This window comes from Fusobacterium ulcerans (assembly GCF_003019675.1).
GTDB lineage: Bacteria > Fusobacteriota > Fusobacteriia > Fusobacteriales > Fusobacteriaceae > Fusobacterium_A > Fusobacterium_A ulcerans.
The window spans coordinates 2,499,274-2,518,199 of record NZ_CP028105.1; the positions used below are offsets into that span (position 1 = coordinate 2,499,274).

Consider the following 18,926-nt stretch of genomic DNA (forward strand, 5'->3'; position numbering starts at 1 on the left):
TAATAGTTAAATTAAATTTTTGCAAAGTGCTCGATTATATTATAGATATGATCTGTTGCTCTTCTGTAGTAGTTTAGAATATCCATATATCCAGTACTTAATTTAGAAGGCATGATATCATTATTTGTAGCTTCATTGGCAAAATGCTCATTTCTCGCTTCTTTGTAAAGATTTTTTATGGCAGTGTACTTTTTAATAGAAACAATAAATAATTCTTTGTTGTTTGTATCATAAGCTTTATTTATATCATCGAAGAAATCAAAAACCATACTATTGAGTTTTTGAAGAGTTTCTTTTTTTATGTCAGTAAGATGTATATCATCAGATTTTAATCTTCTCAATCCATTGGATACTCTGGCAAGATAATCACTGATAGTTTCATATTCATCACATGTGATAAGATTTCCTCTTGTTTCTTCTACATAAGATGCCTGCAATCCCTTATTCAGTATGGAGAAGTTTGCATCAGATACTTCTTTTTCATAAAGGTCGAGTTTGTATTCAATATTGTTTATTTCTTCACAATAAGCTTCAAGCTTGGAATCATCATAATAAAGCTCTTCCAGTTTGAAGAATACTTCTTTTATATTAGAGGCCATTGCCAGTACTTCAGTTTTTGTCTGACTGATAATAACGCTGGGAAGTGTTACCATTAGAGAACTTAAACGAGTAACTCTGACAATTCCATTATCATCATCTTTAACAATCTTACATAGAAACTTAGCAAGATATCCAACAAAAGGAATAAATAAAATAACATTGACTATATTGAAAATAGTATGTGCAGTAGCTATTGCTGTAGACATATTTACAGTAGGATCAGAAAAATTTTCCAGCAGTTTTAAATACGGCTTGAATAATACTGTCGCCCACATAACCCCAACTATATTAATAAGAGTATGAGCATAAGCAGCTCTTTTAGCATTAGAGTTAGCTCCAATAGAAGCAAATAATGCAGTAACTGTTGTCCCAACATTTTCTCCCAGTACAAGAGCAACAGCAGTAGGATAATCAATAAGTCCTTGTACAGCCAAAGTTATAGTAATTCCCAGAGTAGCAGCTGAAGATTGAACAACAGCAGTAAGAAGAGCACCAACCAGTGCAACTTTTATAACTCCTAAGAATGTATGTGCTTTGAACGAGTGAAATAATTCTATAAATTCAGGAAGTGTTCTCAGTGGACTTAATCCTGTACTCATCAATTCAAGTCCTAAAAAGATAAATCCAAATCCCATTATTGTAAGGGCTCTTGTTCTGCTCTTTTCACCTTTTAAAAACATAAATGTGATAGCAGCAAATCCGACTATTGGAAGTCCATACTTACCAATATTAAGGGCTAACAGCCAACCAGTAATAGTAGTTCCAACATTGGCTCCAAGAATAACTCCAAGTCCTTGCTGAAGAGTAAGAAGGGAAGCGTTTATAAAACCTATTGTCATAACAGTACTTACAGATGAAGATTGAGCCATTCCTGTTACGAATATCCCCATAATGATAGCCATTATCCTGTTAGTAGTAAGAGCTGCCAGAGTTTTTTTCAGTTTTTCTCCAGCAATTTTCTGCATTCCAGAAGACATATTTTCCATACCATAAAGGAAAAGTCCCAGTCCTCCTACCACCTTAAAAAAGACGTCTAAATACATTAATTTCCTCCTGAATTATTTAAAATTTTTTATTTAACAAAAGTCTAATGTAAAAAATGTGTAAAAATTGTGTAAAAAATTTTCAAGGATATCATAACATATTTTCTAAAATTCTTCAATTATACTCTTATTTATTTTTAATTTTGGTAATTTTTTTGAAAAAGTTTTGGAAATTACGGATAAAATATTTTAAAATATTCTCAGTTATGGTATAATTAAAGATGTGATTTTTGCTTAGCATGATATCTGGAGATAAATGCTGAAAATATTATTGAGAGTAACAATCAAAACAAAAAATAGATTAAAATTGGAGGTAAAAAAAGATTGGGAAAAAAAGATATTAAAATTGAAAATATCAATAAAAGTTATGATGGAGTTCAAGTATTAAAGAACATCAATTTAAATATAGAAGACGGAGAGTTTTTCTCTATTTTAGGACCTTCAGGATGTGGGAAAACTACACTTTTGAGAATGATTGCTGGATTTATAGAACCTGACAGTGGAGCTATTTATCTGGGAGATGAGGATATTATATCACTTCCTCCTAATAAAAGAAATGTAAATACTATATTTCAAAAATATGCTTTATTTCCACATTTAAGTGTATATGAAAATGTAGCGTTTCCTTTGAGAATAAAAAAAGTAGATGAAGCAACCATAGATGAAGAGGTAAAGAAATTTATCAAAATGGTAGGGCTTAGTGAACATATATATAAAAAACCAAATCAATTATCTGGTGGACAGCAGCAGAGGGTTTCAATAGCAAGAGCTTTGATAAACAAACCGGGAGTACTTCTTTTGGATGAACCGCTATCAGCTCTTGATGCTAAATTGAGACAGAATCTTTTGATAGAATTAGATACTATTCACGATGAAGTAGGGATAACATTTATTTTTATTACACATGATCAGCAGGAGGCTCTTTCTATTTCTGACAGAATAGCTGTAATGAATGAGGGAAAAGTTCTTCAGGTAGGAACTCCAGCAGAAGTATATGAAGCTCCAGCAGATTCTTTTGTAGCAGATTTCATAGGAGAAAATAATTTCTTTGATGGAAGAATAGTCTCTATACAAAATGATACATATGCAACTCTTGTAAATGATGATCTGGGAGAACTTATTTTTGAAATGGACAAGCCTGCAAAAGTTGGAGATTATGTACAGGTATCAATAAGACCTGAAAAAATAAAATTATCTAAAACTATGCCTAAAAAATTACATGAAAATTATAATATATTGAAAGTTTATGTAGATGAGGTTATTTATTCTGGATTCCAGAGTAAGTATTTCGTATGGCTGAATAACGATAAGAAAAATCCATTCAAGGTTTTCAAGCAACATGCTGTTTATTTTGATGATAATGATGAAGGGGCTATCTGGTGGGATGAGGATGCCTACATATCTTGGGATGCCGATGATGGATTTTTAGTAGAGGTGAGAGCTGGTGAAGAAAAATAAACTGGGAACTTTGTACACTCTGCCAATAACTATATGGCTTATAATTTTCTTTATGATACCAATGGTTATTGTATTAGCCTATGCTTTCTTGAAAAAAGGAACTTATGGAGGAGTAGAATTAGAATTTTCTACAGCTAGTTTTTATATATTTACAGACAAAGTATTTTTGACTATACTTCTGAAAACAATATATATATCTGTAATGGTGACTATTTTCACAGTTCTCCTGTCTATACCTACATCTTATTATATAGCTAGATCTAAGTATAAAAAAGAACTGCTGTTTCTGGTAATTGTACCATTCTGGACAAATTTTCTAATAAGAATATATGCATGGATAGCACTTCTTGGAAATAATGGATTCCTTAATTCAATTCTTATGAAACTGGGAATAATAAATGAACCATTGCAGTTTCTTTATAATACAGGAGCAGTTATAGTAATATCAGTATATACCAGTCTGCCTTTTGCAATACTTCCTCTTTATGCAGTGATAGAAAAATTTGATTTTTCTTTAATGGAAGCTGCAAGGGATTTAGGAGCTACAAATGGACAGGCATTTTTCAAAATATTTATGCCTAACATAAAACCCGGAATAGTAACAGCAGTCCTGTTTACATTTATTCCTACATTAGGTTCTTATGCTGTTCCAAAATTAGTTGGAGGAACACAAGCTACTATGCTAGGAAATATAATAGCACAACATCTGACAGTTACTAGAAACTGGCCTTTAGCATCAACTATATCAGGGGCATTGATATTGGTAACATCTATTGTAATTCTTATCTTTATGAAGCTGAGCAATAGAAAGATGAAACTTGATGAAGGAGTTGATGAAAATGAATAAAAGAAGAACTTCACTATTTTTCTTTCTGCTTTCAATGCTGTTTTTCTATATTCCTTTGCTTATATTGATTGTTTACTCTTTCAATGAAGGAAAATCTATGGTTTGGAAAGGATTTTCTTTAAAGTGGTATGAAGAACTTTTCATGTATTCAGATAATATCTGGAAAGCTTTTAGATACAGTGTATTTATAGCTGTATTATCAGGAGTAATTTCTACAGTGATAGGAACATTGGGAGCTATTGGGCTTCAATGGTATGATTTTAAGGGAAAGAAAGCGTTGCAGCTTTTAACTTATATTCCATTGGTAATACCAGAGATAATACTGGGAGTATCACTTTTAATCTTGTTTGCTACAATAAAATTTGAACTTGGATTAACAACTATATTTATAGCACATACTACATTTAATATACCTTTTGTGCTTTTTATAATTTTATCAAGATTAGAAGAATTTGATTATTCTATAGTTGAAGCAGCTTATGATCTTGGGGCTACAGAGCTTCAAACTTTAAGAAAAGTAATAATTCCAGCTATTCTTCCTGGAATAGTATCTGGATTTTTAATATCTGTTACTCTGTCTTTTGATGATTTTGTAACTACTTTTTTCGTGGCAGGACCAGGATCTTCTACCCTTCCACTACGTATTTATTCTATGATCAGATTGGGAGTTTCTCCTGTTATAAACGCACTTTCTGTACTACTGATAGGGATTTCTATAATATTAACTTTATCAACAAAAAGTTTACAAAAATATTTTGTTAAATAATTAGGCTTGTAATAGTATATAAAAGTATAGTATAATTATATCATAGAATAGTGATTACATTCAAAATACAGGAGGATTATAGATTAATATGAAAAATATATTTAAGTTTTTATTAATGGTACTAGTTTTAGTGAGTGCAGTTTCATGTTCAAGCTTGAAAAAAATGCTTAATAGTCAAAATGTTGCAAAATATAATGATATAAGAGCTACGTTTGTAACAACACAAGGGGAAATAAGTTTTTATCTTTATCCAGAGGCGGCACCTCTTACTGTAGCTAACTTTGTTAATCTGGCTAAAAGAGGATATTATGATAATACTAAAATACATCGTGCTGTAGAAAACTTTGTTGTTCAAGGAGGAGATCCTACTGAAACTGGAACTGGTGGACCAGGATACTTTATCCCTGATGAAATAGTTAACTGGCTTGATTTCTTCCAACAAGGTATGCTTGCTATGGCTAATGCAGGACCTAACACAGGAGGATCACAATATTTCATGACTTTATATCCTGCTGAATGGTTAAATGGAAAACACACTATATTTGGTGAATATATAAGTGATTCTGATTTTGAAAAAATAAGAAAACTTGAAGTTGGAGATGTTATTAAAGAGATAAAATTTACTGGAGATGTTGATCTTATCCTTTCATTACATAAAGACCAAGTAGAGCAATGGAATGCAATATTAGATAAAGAATATCCAAATTTGAAAAAATATCCTATAAAAGATATTTCTTCTTATGGTGGAGAAGCTGCTGAATATCAAGAAGAATTACATAATATCTATACTAGAAAAAGTGATGAGGCAGATAATGAAAAAGAATACTTTATCCCAAGATTAATAAGAGCTACTGAAAAGAAAATAAAAGGAGTAGTTTCTTCTGATGAAGAATCAACAGAATTTTAATAAAAAATATTGAATTAAAAGGTGACTTCTATAGAAATATAGAAAGCACCTTTTTTATTTTTTGAAAAAATAAATTTAAAAAAATAAACTATATCAAAACAATTTGTTTTTTTTATAGATATATAACAAAGTATTATAGTTACACAAAAAGTAGTATAAATAAGAAATAAAGATATAAATAGATGAAATTTTGAAATTTGATAAAAAACAAATTATGTGTTATAAATTAGATAGGAATGTAACTATAGTAGAAATTAAATTTATTTTTAAAAAGGAAGTGGAGAAATGGGCTATTTTGTATCTAATGAAAAATTTGACCAGATTATCAATAAAATGGGGGAGAAATATAGAGTATATGCTCCTAAAAGATTTGAAGGTCAAGGAAGATATTCTGACACAGATGTAATAAGATATGATGAAATAACTTCAATAAAAGAAATTGTTCATGATGTTAAGTCGACTTATTCTGCAAAAGAAGTTTTAACACCTCTTAATCAGACTATTATGTATTTTACTGAGGGAAAATATACAGAAAGTCAATTAAAAGATGAGAGAGATATCCTTATATTTGCAAGAGCTTGTGATATTAATGCAATAAAAAGATTTGATGACATCTATTTAAAAAATGGCAGCTATGAGGATCCTTATTATAAAAGAGTAAGAGAGAAAACTAAATTTATTCTTATGGAATGTCCATCTAATGGATGGGATACATGCTTCTGCGTTTCTATGGGAACAAATAAAGCAGAAGAATATGTATTTGGAGTAAAATTCCTTGAAGAAGGAGTAATGCTGGAAAATAAAGAAAATGAATTTAATGAATATTTTAGTGAAAATGAAAAGAATGATTTTACTGTAACTCCAGTATCTCAAAATCAAAGAGAAGTAAAAATTCCAGAAATTAACTCTAAAGAAATAGAAAACAAGATAAAAACTTTAGATATGTGGAAAGAATACGACAAGAGATGTCTGGAATGTGGAAGCTGTACAGTAGCTTGTTCAACTTGTACTTGCTTTACTACATATGATATAAATTATTCTTCAGATACAGATGCTGGAGAAAGAAGAAGAATGCACGCTTCATGCCATATAGACGGATTTACTTCTATAGCTGGAGGACACTCTTTCAGAAATACTCCAGGAGATAAAATGAGATTCAAAGTTTTACATAAAATACATGATCATAAAGCTCTCTTTAAAGAGTATCAGATGTGTGTAGGATGTGGTAGATGCGATGAAAGATGTCCAGTAGGTATATCTTTTATCCATGCTGTTAATAGATTAGCCCAAGAGGTTGACAAACTTAATAAGGAGGTAAAATAAAATGGAAAATATTTTATTACCTGAACCACATAAAATTTTAAATATAACAAAAATGACTGACTTAGAATGGTTATTTCGTGTTGAGTATAAAGAAGTATCTAAAATACAATTTGGGCAGTTTATGCAGATATCTCTTCCTAAAGTAGGAGAATGTCCAATTTCTATAACAAATTTTTCTGTTGAAGAGAACTGGATAGAATTTCTTATAAGAAAAGTGGGAATTGTAACTGATGAACTTTTTAAATTAAAACCCGGAACTATTATGCCTATGAGAGGACCTTATGGAAAAGGATTTAATTTAGAAAACTATAAGGGAAAAAATGTAATTGTTGTAACTGGCGGTTCTGGTCTTGCTCCTGTCAGAAGCTTTATAGACTATATATATAAACATCCTGAAACAGTAAAATCATTGGAACTGCTGTTTGGATTTAAAGATATGGAATCTGTATTGTTCAAAGAGGATCTATTAAACTGGAGAGAAAAATTCCAATTAACTTTGACAGTTGATAAGGGATGCGGTATAGATGGAGAATGCGTTGGACTTGTAACTGAATATGTTCCACAACTACAACTTTTACGTAAAGATTTCAATGATTTGGAAATAATAATTGTTGGACCTCCTGTAATGATGAAATATACAGCTCTTGAATTTAAAAAAATAGGAATTCCTGATGAAAATATTTGGCTTTCTTTTGAAAGAAAAATGTCTTGTGCAATTGGGAAATGTGGACACTGTAGAATAGATGAAACTTATGTGTGCCTAGAAGGACCTGTATTTAACTATTCAAAAGCTAAAGATTTAGTCGATTAATTTTGAGGAGGAATAATCATGAAACATGATATGAATATAAATAAATTGAAACTAAACTGTTTCCGCCAATCTAAAGTACCTGGAGAATTTATGCTTCAAATGCGTGTACCTGGAGGACTTGTTAAAGCAAAATATTTGAGTACAATTCAATATATTGCAGAGACTTGGGGAAATGGAACTTTCCACTTAGGAATGAGACAGACATTAAATGCTCCCGGAATAAAATATGAAAATATTCCTGAAGTAAACAAGTATCTGGAAGAATATATTAAAGACATAGAAGTAGATATGTGTAATGTTTGTATGGAAGCTAATGAAGCTGGATATCCAACAATAGGAGCAAGAAATATAATGGCTTGTATAGGTAACTCTCACTGTATAAAAGCAAATATAAATACTTTTGAGTTAGCTAAAAAAATAGAAAAAGAGATATTCCCAAGCCATTACCATATAAAAATAGCAATAGCAGGATGTCCTAATGACTGTGCTAAGGGACATTTTAATGATTTTGGTATACTTGGAGTTACAAAACCAATTTATCTGAAAGATAGATGTATTGGATGTGGAAGATGTGTAAAAATGTGTGAACATGCTGCTACAAGAGTACTTAAATTAGTAAATAATAAAGTAGAAAAAGACGCCTGCTGTTGTGTAGGATGCGGAGAATGTGTGGAAGCCTGTCCAGCATCAGCATGGGTAAGACCTACTAAGAAATTCTACAGAGTAATAGTTGGAGGTAGAACAGGAAAACAATATCCAAGAATGGGAAAAATGTTTTTGAACTGGGTTACAGAAGATGTAGTAATTAAAGTAATTCAAAACTGGCAAAACTTCTCTGCTAATGTTCTTCACCATGAACCTGTATATATTCATGGAGGACATCTTATTGACAGAGCTGGATATGCAAAGTTCAAAGATTTAATTTTAAAAGATGTAGAATTGAATCCAGAAGCATTAGTGGCACAAAGAATTTTATGGGCTGAAACTGAATACAGATCCAATATAAATTTAAGAGCTGTAGGAGATATTCCAAGTCCGGGAGAAGATTATACAAAATAATTATAAATAAGAAAAAGCTTTAGAACCAGTTAAAAGGTCTAAAGCTTTTTTGTTTTTAAAGAGGAAAAATAGAAAAATTCAATATACTGTTTAAAGGAATTAGAAGATATTAATAGTAATAGAATAATATTAGAGTTAAAAATAATCTAAAACTTGTTATGAAAGTATAAATTGAGAATAGATTATTTTATTATTTATATAAAATAAAATTATAAACTGAATAACATGTGAAATTATTAAAAATATCCATATTAGAAAAAATAGGTTTTTAAATAAGCGATATTTTATAAACTTAATCAAGGAGGAAAAAATATGAAAAAATTAAGTAGTATTAAAGATATAAACGGAAAAGAATATTCATTTGATCAAAGTGGGAAGAAAACTTATTTAAAAGCATGGGCTTCTTGGTGCCCTATTTGTTTATCAGGTTTAGAAGAATTAAATGGAATGAGTAAAAATACAACAGAATTTGAAATAGCAGCTATAGTTTTCCCAGGAAAAAATGGAGAAAAGGAAACAAAAGAGTTTAAAGAATGGTATAACTCTTTAGGGTATGAGAATATCAAAGTACTTATTGATGAACAAGGGGAGCTGTTAAAAATAGTAGATATAAAAGCTTATCCCACATCAATATTTGTAAATGAAAAAGGGGAAATAGAAAAATATTATCCTGGACAGCTTTCAAAGGCAGATATAGAAAAAGCTTTAGATATTAAAAGTGAAATAACTACGAAAAACACAATAGAAATAAATAAAAAAATGATAAAAAATTCCCAAAACATCAAAGAGATATATTTAGCAGGAGGATGTTTCTGGGGTGTAGAAGCCTATATGAAAAGAATATATGGTGTAGTAAATGCTGTATCTGGGTATGCTAATGGAAAAACTGAAAATCCAAAATATGAAGATGTAGTCTACAGAAATACAGGACATGCAGAAACAGTTCGAGTAACTTATGATGCAGATAAAATAAATCTTTCAACTTTGTTAAAATATTACTTTAAGATTATTGATCCAACTACTTTAAATCAGCAAGGAAATGATAGAGGAAGTCAATATCGAACTGGAGTATACTTTCTAAATGAAGAAGATAAAAAAATAATAGATCAGGAGCTGAAAGAATTACAAAAAGCATATACAAATAAAATTGTCGTGGAATCTGAAAGCTTAAAAAACTTTTTTACAGCAGAAGATTATCATCAAGATTACTTAAAGAAAAATCCAAATGGTTATTGTCATATTGACCTTTCAAAAGCTGATGAAATAATAGTTGATAAAAATAGATATTCTAAATTAACAGAACAGGAATTAAGAGAAAAATTAACAACAGAACAATATAATATCACTCAAAATGCCAACACAGAAATGTCATTTTCAAATGAATATTGGAATTTTTTTGAAGATGGGATATATGTTGATATTACAACAGGGGAACCTCTATTTTCTTCAAAGGATAAATATAATTCAATGTGTGGCTGGCCAAGTTTTACTAAGCCGATAACTCCAGAGGTTGTAACATATCATGAAGATAAAAGCTTTAATATGATTAGAACAGAGGTAAAAAGCAGAGCAGGAGAAGCTCATCTAGGACATGTTTTCGAAGATGGACCTAAGGATAAAGGGGGATTAAGATTTTGTATAAATAGTGCATCTATAAAATTTATACCTCTATCAGACATGGAGGTAGAAGGATATGGGTATTTAATTCCACTGGTAGAATAAATGAATATAAACAGTGAACTTTTAATTAAAAATAAAATATTTAGCTGACTTAAAATTTTTCAGTAATAAAAAAAGGTGACTATCAAGCAAAATACAATTTTGACTTTTTGTCACCTTTAATATATTATTTATCTTTATTATACTCTTCAAGAGCTCTTTTTAAAACTATCATAGCATTTTCAATATCATCAACATTAGTACAGAAAGATAGTCTTACTTCCTGCTCTCCTTTACCTTCTGTCTTATAGAATCCAGGTCCGGGAGCTATAAGAAGAGTTTTGTTTTCATAAGAATAATCTGTAAGAAGCCATTTAGCAAATTTTTCAGCATTGTCTACTGGAAGTTTTGCAAAGATATAGAAAGCTCCCTCAGGTTTAGAACAGACAACACCAGGTATTCTAGAAAGATAACCATAGATAAGGTCTCTTCTGCTCTTATACTTTAATTTAACATCTTCTAAATAATTATCCATAGTATTTATCAGATTAGCAGCTGCATGCTGCTCTATAGTAGAAACACAAAGTCTTGCCTGACAGAACTTCAGGATATAATTCATAAGATCGTGATTTTTACTTGCAATAAGTCCTATTCTAGCTCCACAAGCACTGTAGTGCTTAGAGATACTGTCTACTAATACCACTCTGTCTTTAAGATCTTCAAGCTGCATAATAGAAGTATATGGAGTATCATCATATACAAATTGCCTGTAAACTTCATCAGCTATGATATATAAATCATATTTCTTAGCTATTTCTCCAATCATTTTTATTTCTTCTTCAGTATATATAGTTCCAGTAGGATTTACAGGATTAGAAAACATTATAGCTCTTGTAGTAGGAGTAATCAATGCTTCGATTTCTTCTCTTGGAGGCAAATGAAAGTTGTTTTCTATTGTAGTAGAAATAGGTTTTACCTTTGCTCCTGAAAAAATAGAGAAACTTGAGTAATTTGAATAAAAAGGTTCAGGAACTAAAACTTCATCTCCTTCATTACAAATTGACATAAGTGTAAAAAGGATAGCTTCACTTCCACCTTGAGTGATAAGAATGTCTTCTTTCTCAAGATTGATACCACTAGCTTTGTAACTTTTTACAAAACTTTCGATAAGCTGAGGGATTCCCCTGGAATCAGAATAAGTAACGATTTTTTCCTTGTAGCTATGAAGCCCTTCAAAGAAAGAATCAGGAGTAACTATATTAGGCTGCCCAATGTTAAGCTTATATACTTTAATTCCTTTTTTAGACGCTTCATCCGCAAGGGGAATCAACTTTCTTATTGGTGAAAAATTCATGTCTAAAGCTCTTGTTGATATATTCATATTATCCCCTCCATCATATATATTTTTTATTTTAGTTAACTTTTTTATTTTATCATATTTATGAAAAAAATACTATTAAAATTAATAAATAGAAGAAAAATTTTTCAAAACCCTTGTAATAATGCCAATTAAATAAAAAAATTGACCAGAAAATTCTCTGGTCAATAGGCATATACCATATATATTTAACTAAGCTTTTTGCTTTTCTTTTTTAAATACTCCATTTAGGATAAGAGCAAGTGCTCCATCTCCAACAACATTACAAGCAGTACCGAAACTATCTTGAAGAGCAAATATAGTAAGCATTAAAGCAACTCCATTTTCATCAAATCCTAATACAGAGATGATGATACCAAGAGAAGCCATAACAGTTCCACCAGGAACTCCAGGCGCTCCTACAGCAAAGATTCCTAAAAGAACTATGAACAGAACCATTGTTCCAAATGCTGGAAGATGTCCATACAGTACTTGAGAAACTGTCATAACAAAGAATACTTCTGTAAGAACAGAACCGCATAGATGAACAGTAGCTCCCAAAGGAATAGCAAAGTCAGCTATATCTTCATCTAAAGCACCAGATTTTTTAGCACAGCTCAATGCTACTGGAAGTGTAGCAGCTGAAGACATAGTTCCTACTGCTGTTAAATAAGCTGGTCCATAGAATTTTAAAAGATTGAATGGATTTTTTCCAGAAACAGCTCCTCCAATAGAGTAAAGAACTGTAAGCCAGATAAAATGTCCGATAAGAACTATTATAACTACTTTTAAGAAAACTGGAAGCTGTTTAGTAATTCCACCTTCATATGCAAGTGTAGCAAAAGTAGAAGCAATAAAGAATGGAAGTATAGGTATAATAATCATATAAACTATTTTAAGCATAATATTATTAAACTCGTCTAAAAGTCTTTCAAAGTTTTCAGATTGTGTCCAAACAACAGCAAGACCTAAGAAAAGAGCTAGAACTAAAGCAGTCATAACTGTGAATGGAGGTGGAATCTCCACTTTGAAAATAAGTTCAGGAAGATGTTTTAAACCTTCTACATTTGGAACTATGTGCATTTTAGGTATAAGGATAAATCCTGCTACCATTGAGAACAATGCAGCTCCTACAGATGAAAAGTATGCAAGCATAAGCATAAGTCCAAGCATTTTGCTGGCATTAGATTTCATTTTAGTTATAGCTGGAGCTATAAATCCTAAAATGATTAGTGGAACAGTAAATGATATTAACTGTCCAAGAATAAATTTGATAGATTGAATCACACCAATGACAGTTTCGTTGCAGTATAATCCAACTACTAATCCGATCCCTACTCCAAGGATCAGTTTTAAAATCAGACTATCTTTGATTTTTCCCATGATATTCTCCTTTGTAAATATGATTTTATAACAAAAACATCAATAAAAAGAATATATTGTGTTGTTTTTGTTTGTCATAATTAAGATATCATATTTTATATTAAAAATCAAATAAAATTTATTAAAAACATACTTTAAATGAAAGTATTTATAAAAAATGTACGCTGTATTTATAAGATTTATTATTAAATGATGTTTTTAATTAGAGGGAGGGGGAAATTAATATATACTGTATATACCTTTAAATAAAAAAAGAGAGTTCAAAACTTAATGAACTCTCTTTTGATAAAAGATTACAATTAATATTATTTCTTATATTTAATAAACTTAGATATTTGAATAATTAAAGTTGGAATAAATGCTAATAGATATATGTATAATAAATCATTAGTACTTAATGGTGCAACTTGGAATATTGAGTGGAAAACTGGGAAAATAAGAATTCCATTCAATAGTATAAATCCTATAACAAAAGCTGCTATAGAAAACATATTAGAAAATAATCCTAATCCAATTATAGAGCTTCCTCCTCTACAGTTAAATCCATGGAATAATCTAGCTAGGCACAGAACACTGAAAGCCATTGTACTTCCTTTCAGAGTATTTCCACCTTGATATCCCATATAGAAAGCCAGCATTACAAATACAGCAATTAATAATCCTTCAATAAGTATTTTTCCAGCAAGTTCTTTTGTAAGGATAGGCTCCTTTGGATCACGAGGTTTTTCTGTAAGAACATCTCCGTGAGAAGGCTCCATTCCAATAGCAATAGCTGGCAGGCTGTCAGTAAGCAGGTTGATAAACAACAGATGTACTGGAGCAAAAATTACAGGAAGACCTGCAAGAGATGAATACAATACAGCAAGAATACCAGCAGTGTTACCTGACAGAAGGAATCTTATTGAATTTTTAATATTAGAATAAATATTTCTACCAGTAGTAATAGCTTTTACTATTGTAGAGAAGTTGTCATCAGTAAGAATCATAGAAGCTGCATCTTTTGAAACTTCAGTTCCTGTGATACCCATAGCAATACCGATATCAGCTCTTTTTAATGCAGGAGCATCATTTACTCCATCTCCAGTCATAGCACATATTTTACCAAGTGTCTGCCATGCTGTTACTATTCTTATTTTATGTTCAGGGGAAACTCTTGCATAGACAGAAGTTGAAGCAACTTTATTGATAAGTTCCTCATCACTCATTTTTTCAACTTCAATACCTTCCAGAACATTGTCTCCATCTTGATAAATACCAATTTCTTTAGCAATAGTTGTAGCAGTAATTTTGTGATCTCCTGTTATCATTACAGGTTTGATTCCAGCTGTTATACATTTCTCAACTGCTGCTTTAGACTCTTCTCTAGGTGGATCGATCATACCAACAAGTCCAATGAATATAAATTTATCTTCATCTTCTCTAGTTATTTCTTTCTTTTCATCAAGTACTTTATAAGCAAATGTTAATACTCTTAAACCAGTTTCAGCAAACATAGTATTGATATTTTCTATATTTTCAATATCAGTTTTAGTAATTTCTCTCACTTCATTATTAACAAGAATATGAGTAGTTCTAGGAAGAACTGAATCTAAAGCTCCTTTAGTAAGCATTAATATCTCATTGTCAATCTCATGAACTGTACTCATAAGTTTTCTGTCTGAATCAAATGGAATTTCTGAAATACGAGGATATTTTTCTTTTAATTCTTTACTGCTCATATTGTAATTTATTTCAGAAAGATTTATCAGAGCAATTTCTGTAGGATCTCCTATTTCACTTGTAGCATCATTACATAGGATGCTTTCTTTAAGGATAAGAGATTCACCAGTATCTTTTGTATCCAGTCCTTTTTCATTATAAACTTTGTTATTTATATATACCTGTTTTACAGTCATTTTGTTTTGTGTAAGAGTTCCAGTTTTATCAGAACATATTACAGAAACACAACCAAGAGATTCAACAGATTTTAGATTCTTTATAATAGCATTCTCTTTAGAAAGTTTTTGTGTACCAAGAGCCAGAACTATAGTAACAATAGAACTTAAAGCTTCTGGTATAGCAGCCACAGCAAGAGCCACAGCAAACATCAGAGAATCAAGCATTTTTACACCATGGAATACATTTATTGCAAATACAATTATACAAAGAATGATTATTCCTATTGAAAGTTTTTTACCAAAATTATCAAGAGATACTTGAAGCGGTGTAGATTTTTCTTTTGTAGCCTCTAATAGAGAAGCTATTTTACCAAGTTCAGTTTTCATACCAGTAGAAGTAACTATGACAACACCTCTACCATAACTTACCAAACTTCCAGAGAACACCATATTTTTTTGATCTCCAAGAGCAAGTTCTCCATCAGCCATTACATCACTTGTTTTTTCTACACTTTCAGATTCTCCAGTAAGAGAACTTTCATTTACCAGAAGTGAGAAGCTTTCAATAATTCTACCATCTGCTGGAACTAAGTCTCCTGCTTCAATGAAGACAATATCTCCGGGAACAAGATATTTAGATAAAATTTCTACCTTTTCTCCATCTCTCAAAACTTTTGATTTTGGAGCTGACAAACTTTTCAGACTGCTGATAGATTCCTCAGCTTTCAGATGCTGTACAGTTCCAAGTATAGCATTGATAATAATAACAACAAGAATAACAATAGTACTTTCTTCATTACCAGAAATAAGTGAAATAATAGAAGCAATAATAAGAATGATAACTAAGAAATCTTTAAACTGAGAAATAAATACAGCAAAGGTACTTAGTTTCTTTTCTTCATTAAGCTGGTTATATCCATATTTCTCGATAGAAGTTTCTACCTGACCTGTTGAAAGTCCTTTTTCATTAGAATCGAACTCTTTTAAAATTTCGTCTTTCGACTTTGAAAAATAATTTTTCATGACACCCTCCATAAGACTATATAATAATATTCCTAAAATTACTATCAATTCCTGCTTTTACATAAAAAAAAGACTTTCAATACAGAGAATTGATAATCAATAATCTCTGTATTAAAAGTCTTGTTACCTTCAAGGTATATAGTACCAGAGAGCCTCATAGGCTTCGTGATGTTGATACTATAATTTTCAACTACTCCCTTTTAATACTTATATGTAGATCATATACTAAAAAAATAGTTTTGTCAATAGAGAAAGAAAATTATCTTCCCCAAGTATCAGTGTTCTTGTTCCAAGACGAAGCTATTTCTGCTTCTTCTTCAGTAAGGTATTTTTCTTCTCTAGCTAATTCAAGAAGAGCTGAGAAGTTTGATAATGATTCCCATGGAATATTATTATCAGCAAAGTTTTTAAATGCTTTATCAAATTCATAAGAGAATATAGAAACAACTTCAACAGAAGCAGCTCCTTCATTTCTTGCAGCTTCTACAGCTTTGATAGAACTTCCTCCTGTAGAGATAAGGTCTTCAATAACTATTACTTTTTTACCAGTAAAGTCAGCACCTTCAATTTGTCTTCCAGCACCATGTGCTTTCTTTTCTCCTCTGATATAACTCATAGGTTTATTCATTTCCCAAGCTATAAATGCAGCCCAAGGGATACCAGCAGTAGCAGTACCAGCTACTACATCGAAATCTTTTTCAGATAATTTTTTTACAAATTCATCTACAACAACTTTTCTTTCAACAGGATATCCTATCATTTTTCTGTTGTCGCAATAGATTGGACTTTTGATACCAGATACAAATGTAAATGGTTCTTTTACATTTAATTTTACCGCTCCTGTTTGTAATAATGATTTAGCTACTTCTTTTGCTCTACTCATAATATTTTACTTCCCTCCCGTATAATCCGTTAAATTTACCATTTGAATAAACTACCTGACCTCTCAGTATAGTTGTTAAAACTTTTCCGCCTTTATTGCAATTTTCATATGGAGTCCATCCAGCTTTTGTTATTACTTTATCATCCTTTACAGGAGAATTATCAGTAATATCTATAATAACAAGATCTCCATCATATCCAGCAGCTATATTACCTTTATTTTTTATTTTAAAGATATCAGCTGGTTTATTACACATTACCTCTATAAGTCTTTTTAAAGTTATCTTTCCATCTTTTACTCCATTTAACATCATTTCAAGAGAATTTTCTACACTTGGAACTCCAAAAGTAAGTTTTGCAAGTTTCTCTTCAATAAGATGAGGAGCATGATCTGTACCGATAGTATCAAGAGTACCATCAGCCAGTGCAGCCCAAAGAGCATCATTGTCAGATTTTTCTTTCAGTTCAGGCTTCATTCTAAGAAGAAGCTGGCTTCTTTCAGTCTTACTTACATCATCTGTATTCAGGAAAAGATGGTGAGGAGTAACTTCACCAAATACCTTTGCTCCTCTTGCTTTAGCAGCTTTTAAAAGTTCTATTTCACTTGCTTTAGATAAGTGGCAAAGATAAAGTTCCTTATCATATTTCTCGCAAAATTCAATAGCCTTTGCTACCATTTCCTCTTCTGCATGTACAGATATTATTTTTGATTCTCTGAATATATTTTCAACAGTTTTTTCATCATCTATAAGCATATCTCCAGTAGACATATTAAGAAATATTTTAGTAGATGCTGTTTCATTTATTATATCTTTGATTTCACTGCTGTTATCTTTTTTACTTCCTCCAAAATGGAATCCATAATCAACATATGCTCTTCCATTCATAAGAGCTTTTTTATCAGCAAGAGCCTCTTTTGTAACAGTTACTGGAATAGTATTAGGCATATCTATAAATGTAGTAACACCACCTCTGGCACAAGCCATGCTTCCAGTAGTGAAATCTTCTTTTTGAGTAAGACCAGGATCTCTCATGTGAGTGTGAACATCTACTATACCAGGAAGTACATATTTCTCTTCTGCATCTATTATTTCTTCAGCAGGAGCAAAGATATTCTTTTCTATTTTAGTGATAACTCCATTTTCAATCAATATATCAGTGATGATATCTTTTCCATCTTTATCAATGATCTTACAATTTTTGACTAGCATAGTCCAGCCTCTTTCATTCCCTCTTCAATTTCAGCAGCTACTAATTTAGCAGCATTTGCTGGGTCTTCGTTTTTAGTTATAGGTCTTCCGATAACTAAGAAGTCACATCCGTTTATTATTGCATCTTTTGGAGTCATAATTCTTTTCTGATCGTTTGTTGCTGACCATCTAGGTCTAACACCTGGACATACAGTTTTGAAATCTTTTCCGCAAGCTTCTTTTATAAGTTTAGCTTCCCAAGGAGAACATACTACCCCATCAAGTCCAGCAGTTTTTCCTAATTTAGCCCAGTTTAATGCTAACTCTGCAAGAGATAATTTAGATTGGAAAGTTTCCTCTACATCTTCAGCAGAAAGACTTGTAAGAACAGTAACTCCAATAACTATATTTTCAGGATTTACAGCTTTTACTTCTTCAACTACTTTTGACATCATTTTTCTTCCACCACTTGCATGTACATTGAACATAAATACATTTTGCTTAGCAGCAAAAACTGATGCCATTGCTGTTGTATTTGGAATGTCATGGAATTTAAGATCAAGGAATATTTTTTTACCTTTAGAAGCAAGGTAGTTTATCATTTCACCTTTTGAGTTTAAGAAAAGTTCAAGTCCAACTTTATAGAAAGTAGCTCCGTCACCAATTTTTTCAACTAAATTTTTAGCAGCTTCCATAGTAGGAAAGTCAAGTGCTATTATCATTCTGTCTTTTGCGTTCATA

15 protein-coding genes are annotated in these 18,926 nt (G+C 31.0%); 8 read left to right on the top strand and 7 right to left on the bottom strand.

All coding sequences use genetic code 11. The features are described from left to right. Positions 1-11: 11 nt before the first annotated feature. A complete protein-coding gene (locus C4N20_RS11590) occupies positions 12-1,643 on the bottom strand; it encodes a Na/Pi cotransporter family protein (RefSeq protein WP_005976503.1) in 1,632 nt (543 codons plus the stop codon). A 324-nt stretch (positions 1,644-1,967) separates the two neighbouring features. Here C4N20_RS11590 and C4N20_RS11595 point away from each other — a divergent pair, with 324 nt between their 5' ends. The 8 genes from C4N20_RS11595 (at position 1,968) to msrAB (ending at position 10,536) form a co-directional block, all read left to right on the top strand. Then, on the top strand, positions 1,968-3,101 hold the full coding sequence (locus tag C4N20_RS11595; RefSeq protein WP_005976505.1) for an ABC transporter ATP-binding protein: 1,134 nt from the start codon (positions 1,968-1,970) through the stop codon (positions 3,099-3,101). Then, on the top strand, positions 3,085-3,948 hold the full coding sequence (locus C4N20_RS11600) for an ABC transporter permease (RefSeq protein ID WP_172453950.1): 864 nt from the start codon (positions 3,085-3,087) through the stop codon (positions 3,946-3,948). Before C4N20_RS11595 ends, C4N20_RS11600 begins: the two co-directional genes overlap by 17 nt. Further along, positions 3,941-4,714: an ABC transporter permease gene (locus C4N20_RS11605; protein ID WP_005976510.1), complete on the top strand. Its 774-nt coding sequence runs from the start codon at positions 3,941-3,943 to the stop codon at positions 4,712-4,714. The genes C4N20_RS11600 and C4N20_RS11605 overlap by 8 nt, the downstream gene beginning before the upstream one ends. 88 nt (positions 4,715-4,802) lie before the next feature. Next, the gene (locus tag C4N20_RS11610) at positions 4,803-5,621 is read left to right on the top strand and encodes a peptidylprolyl isomerase (protein ID WP_005976512.1); all 819 of its coding nucleotides are present in this window, start codon (positions 4,803-4,805) and stop codon (positions 5,619-5,621) included. A 285-nt stretch (positions 5,622-5,906) separates the two neighbouring features. Further along, positions 5,907-6,944, top strand: a complete 1,038-nt coding sequence (gene asrA, locus C4N20_RS11615) for an anaerobic sulfite reductase subunit AsrA (RefSeq protein ID WP_005976514.1) — start codon at positions 5,907-5,909, stop codon at positions 6,942-6,944. Position 6,945: 1 nt separating this feature from the next. Beyond that, positions 6,946-7,755, top strand: a complete 810-nt coding sequence (gene asrB / locus C4N20_RS11620; protein ID WP_005976517.1) for an anaerobic sulfite reductase subunit AsrB — start codon at positions 6,946-6,948, stop codon at positions 7,753-7,755. A gap of 18 nt (positions 7,756-7,773) precedes the next feature. Then, on the top strand, positions 7,774-8,814 hold the full coding sequence (asrC, locus tag C4N20_RS11625; protein WP_005976519.1) for a sulfite reductase subunit C: 1,041 nt from the start codon (positions 7,774-7,776) through the stop codon (positions 8,812-8,814). 312 nt (positions 8,815-9,126) lie between these two features. Continuing rightward, positions 9,127-10,536, top strand: coding sequence for a bifunctional peptide-methionine (S)-S-oxide reductase MsrA/peptide-methionine (R)-S-oxide reductase MsrB (gene msrAB / locus C4N20_RS11630; protein ID WP_005976521.1), 1,410 nt, complete (start codon positions 9,127-9,129; stop codon positions 10,534-10,536). A gap of 124 nt (positions 10,537-10,660) precedes the next feature. Here the strand turns inward: msrAB and C4N20_RS11635 are convergent, their stop codons facing one another. The 6 genes from C4N20_RS11635 to pyrF form a co-directional block, all read right to left on the bottom strand. After that, positions 10,661-11,854, bottom strand: a complete 1,194-nt coding sequence (locus tag C4N20_RS11635; protein ID WP_005976523.1) for a pyridoxal phosphate-dependent aminotransferase — start codon at positions 11,852-11,854, stop codon at positions 10,661-10,663. Between the two features lie 189 nt (positions 11,855-12,043). Next, positions 12,044-13,213, bottom strand: a complete 1,170-nt coding sequence (locus C4N20_RS11640) for a dicarboxylate/amino acid:cation symporter (RefSeq protein ID WP_005976525.1) — start codon at positions 13,211-13,213, stop codon at positions 12,044-12,046. A 305-nt stretch (positions 13,214-13,518) separates the two neighbouring features. Further along, on the bottom strand, positions 13,519-16,113 hold the full coding sequence (locus C4N20_RS11645) for a cation-translocating P-type ATPase (protein ID WP_005976527.1): 2,595 nt from the start codon (positions 16,111-16,113) through the stop codon (positions 13,519-13,521). A gap of 259 nt (positions 16,114-16,372) precedes the next feature. Beyond that, positions 16,373-16,996 carry an orotate phosphoribosyltransferase gene (gene pyrE, locus C4N20_RS11650; protein ID WP_005976529.1) on the bottom strand — a complete coding sequence of 208 codons (624 nt, stop codon included), beginning with the start codon at positions 16,994-16,996 and terminating at the stop codon, positions 16,373-16,375. Next, a complete protein-coding gene (locus C4N20_RS11655; RefSeq protein WP_005976530.1) occupies positions 16,989-18,206 on the bottom strand; it encodes a dihydroorotase in 1,218 nt (405 codons plus the stop codon). The genes pyrE and C4N20_RS11655 overlap by 8 nt, the downstream gene beginning before the upstream one ends. Then, the gene (gene pyrF, locus C4N20_RS11660; protein ID WP_005976532.1) at positions 18,200-18,925 is read right to left on the bottom strand and encodes an orotidine-5'-phosphate decarboxylase; all 726 of its coding nucleotides are present in this window, start codon (positions 18,923-18,925) and stop codon (positions 18,200-18,202) included. Before pyrF ends, C4N20_RS11655 begins: the two co-directional genes overlap by 7 nt. Position 18,926 lies beyond the last annotated feature (1 nt).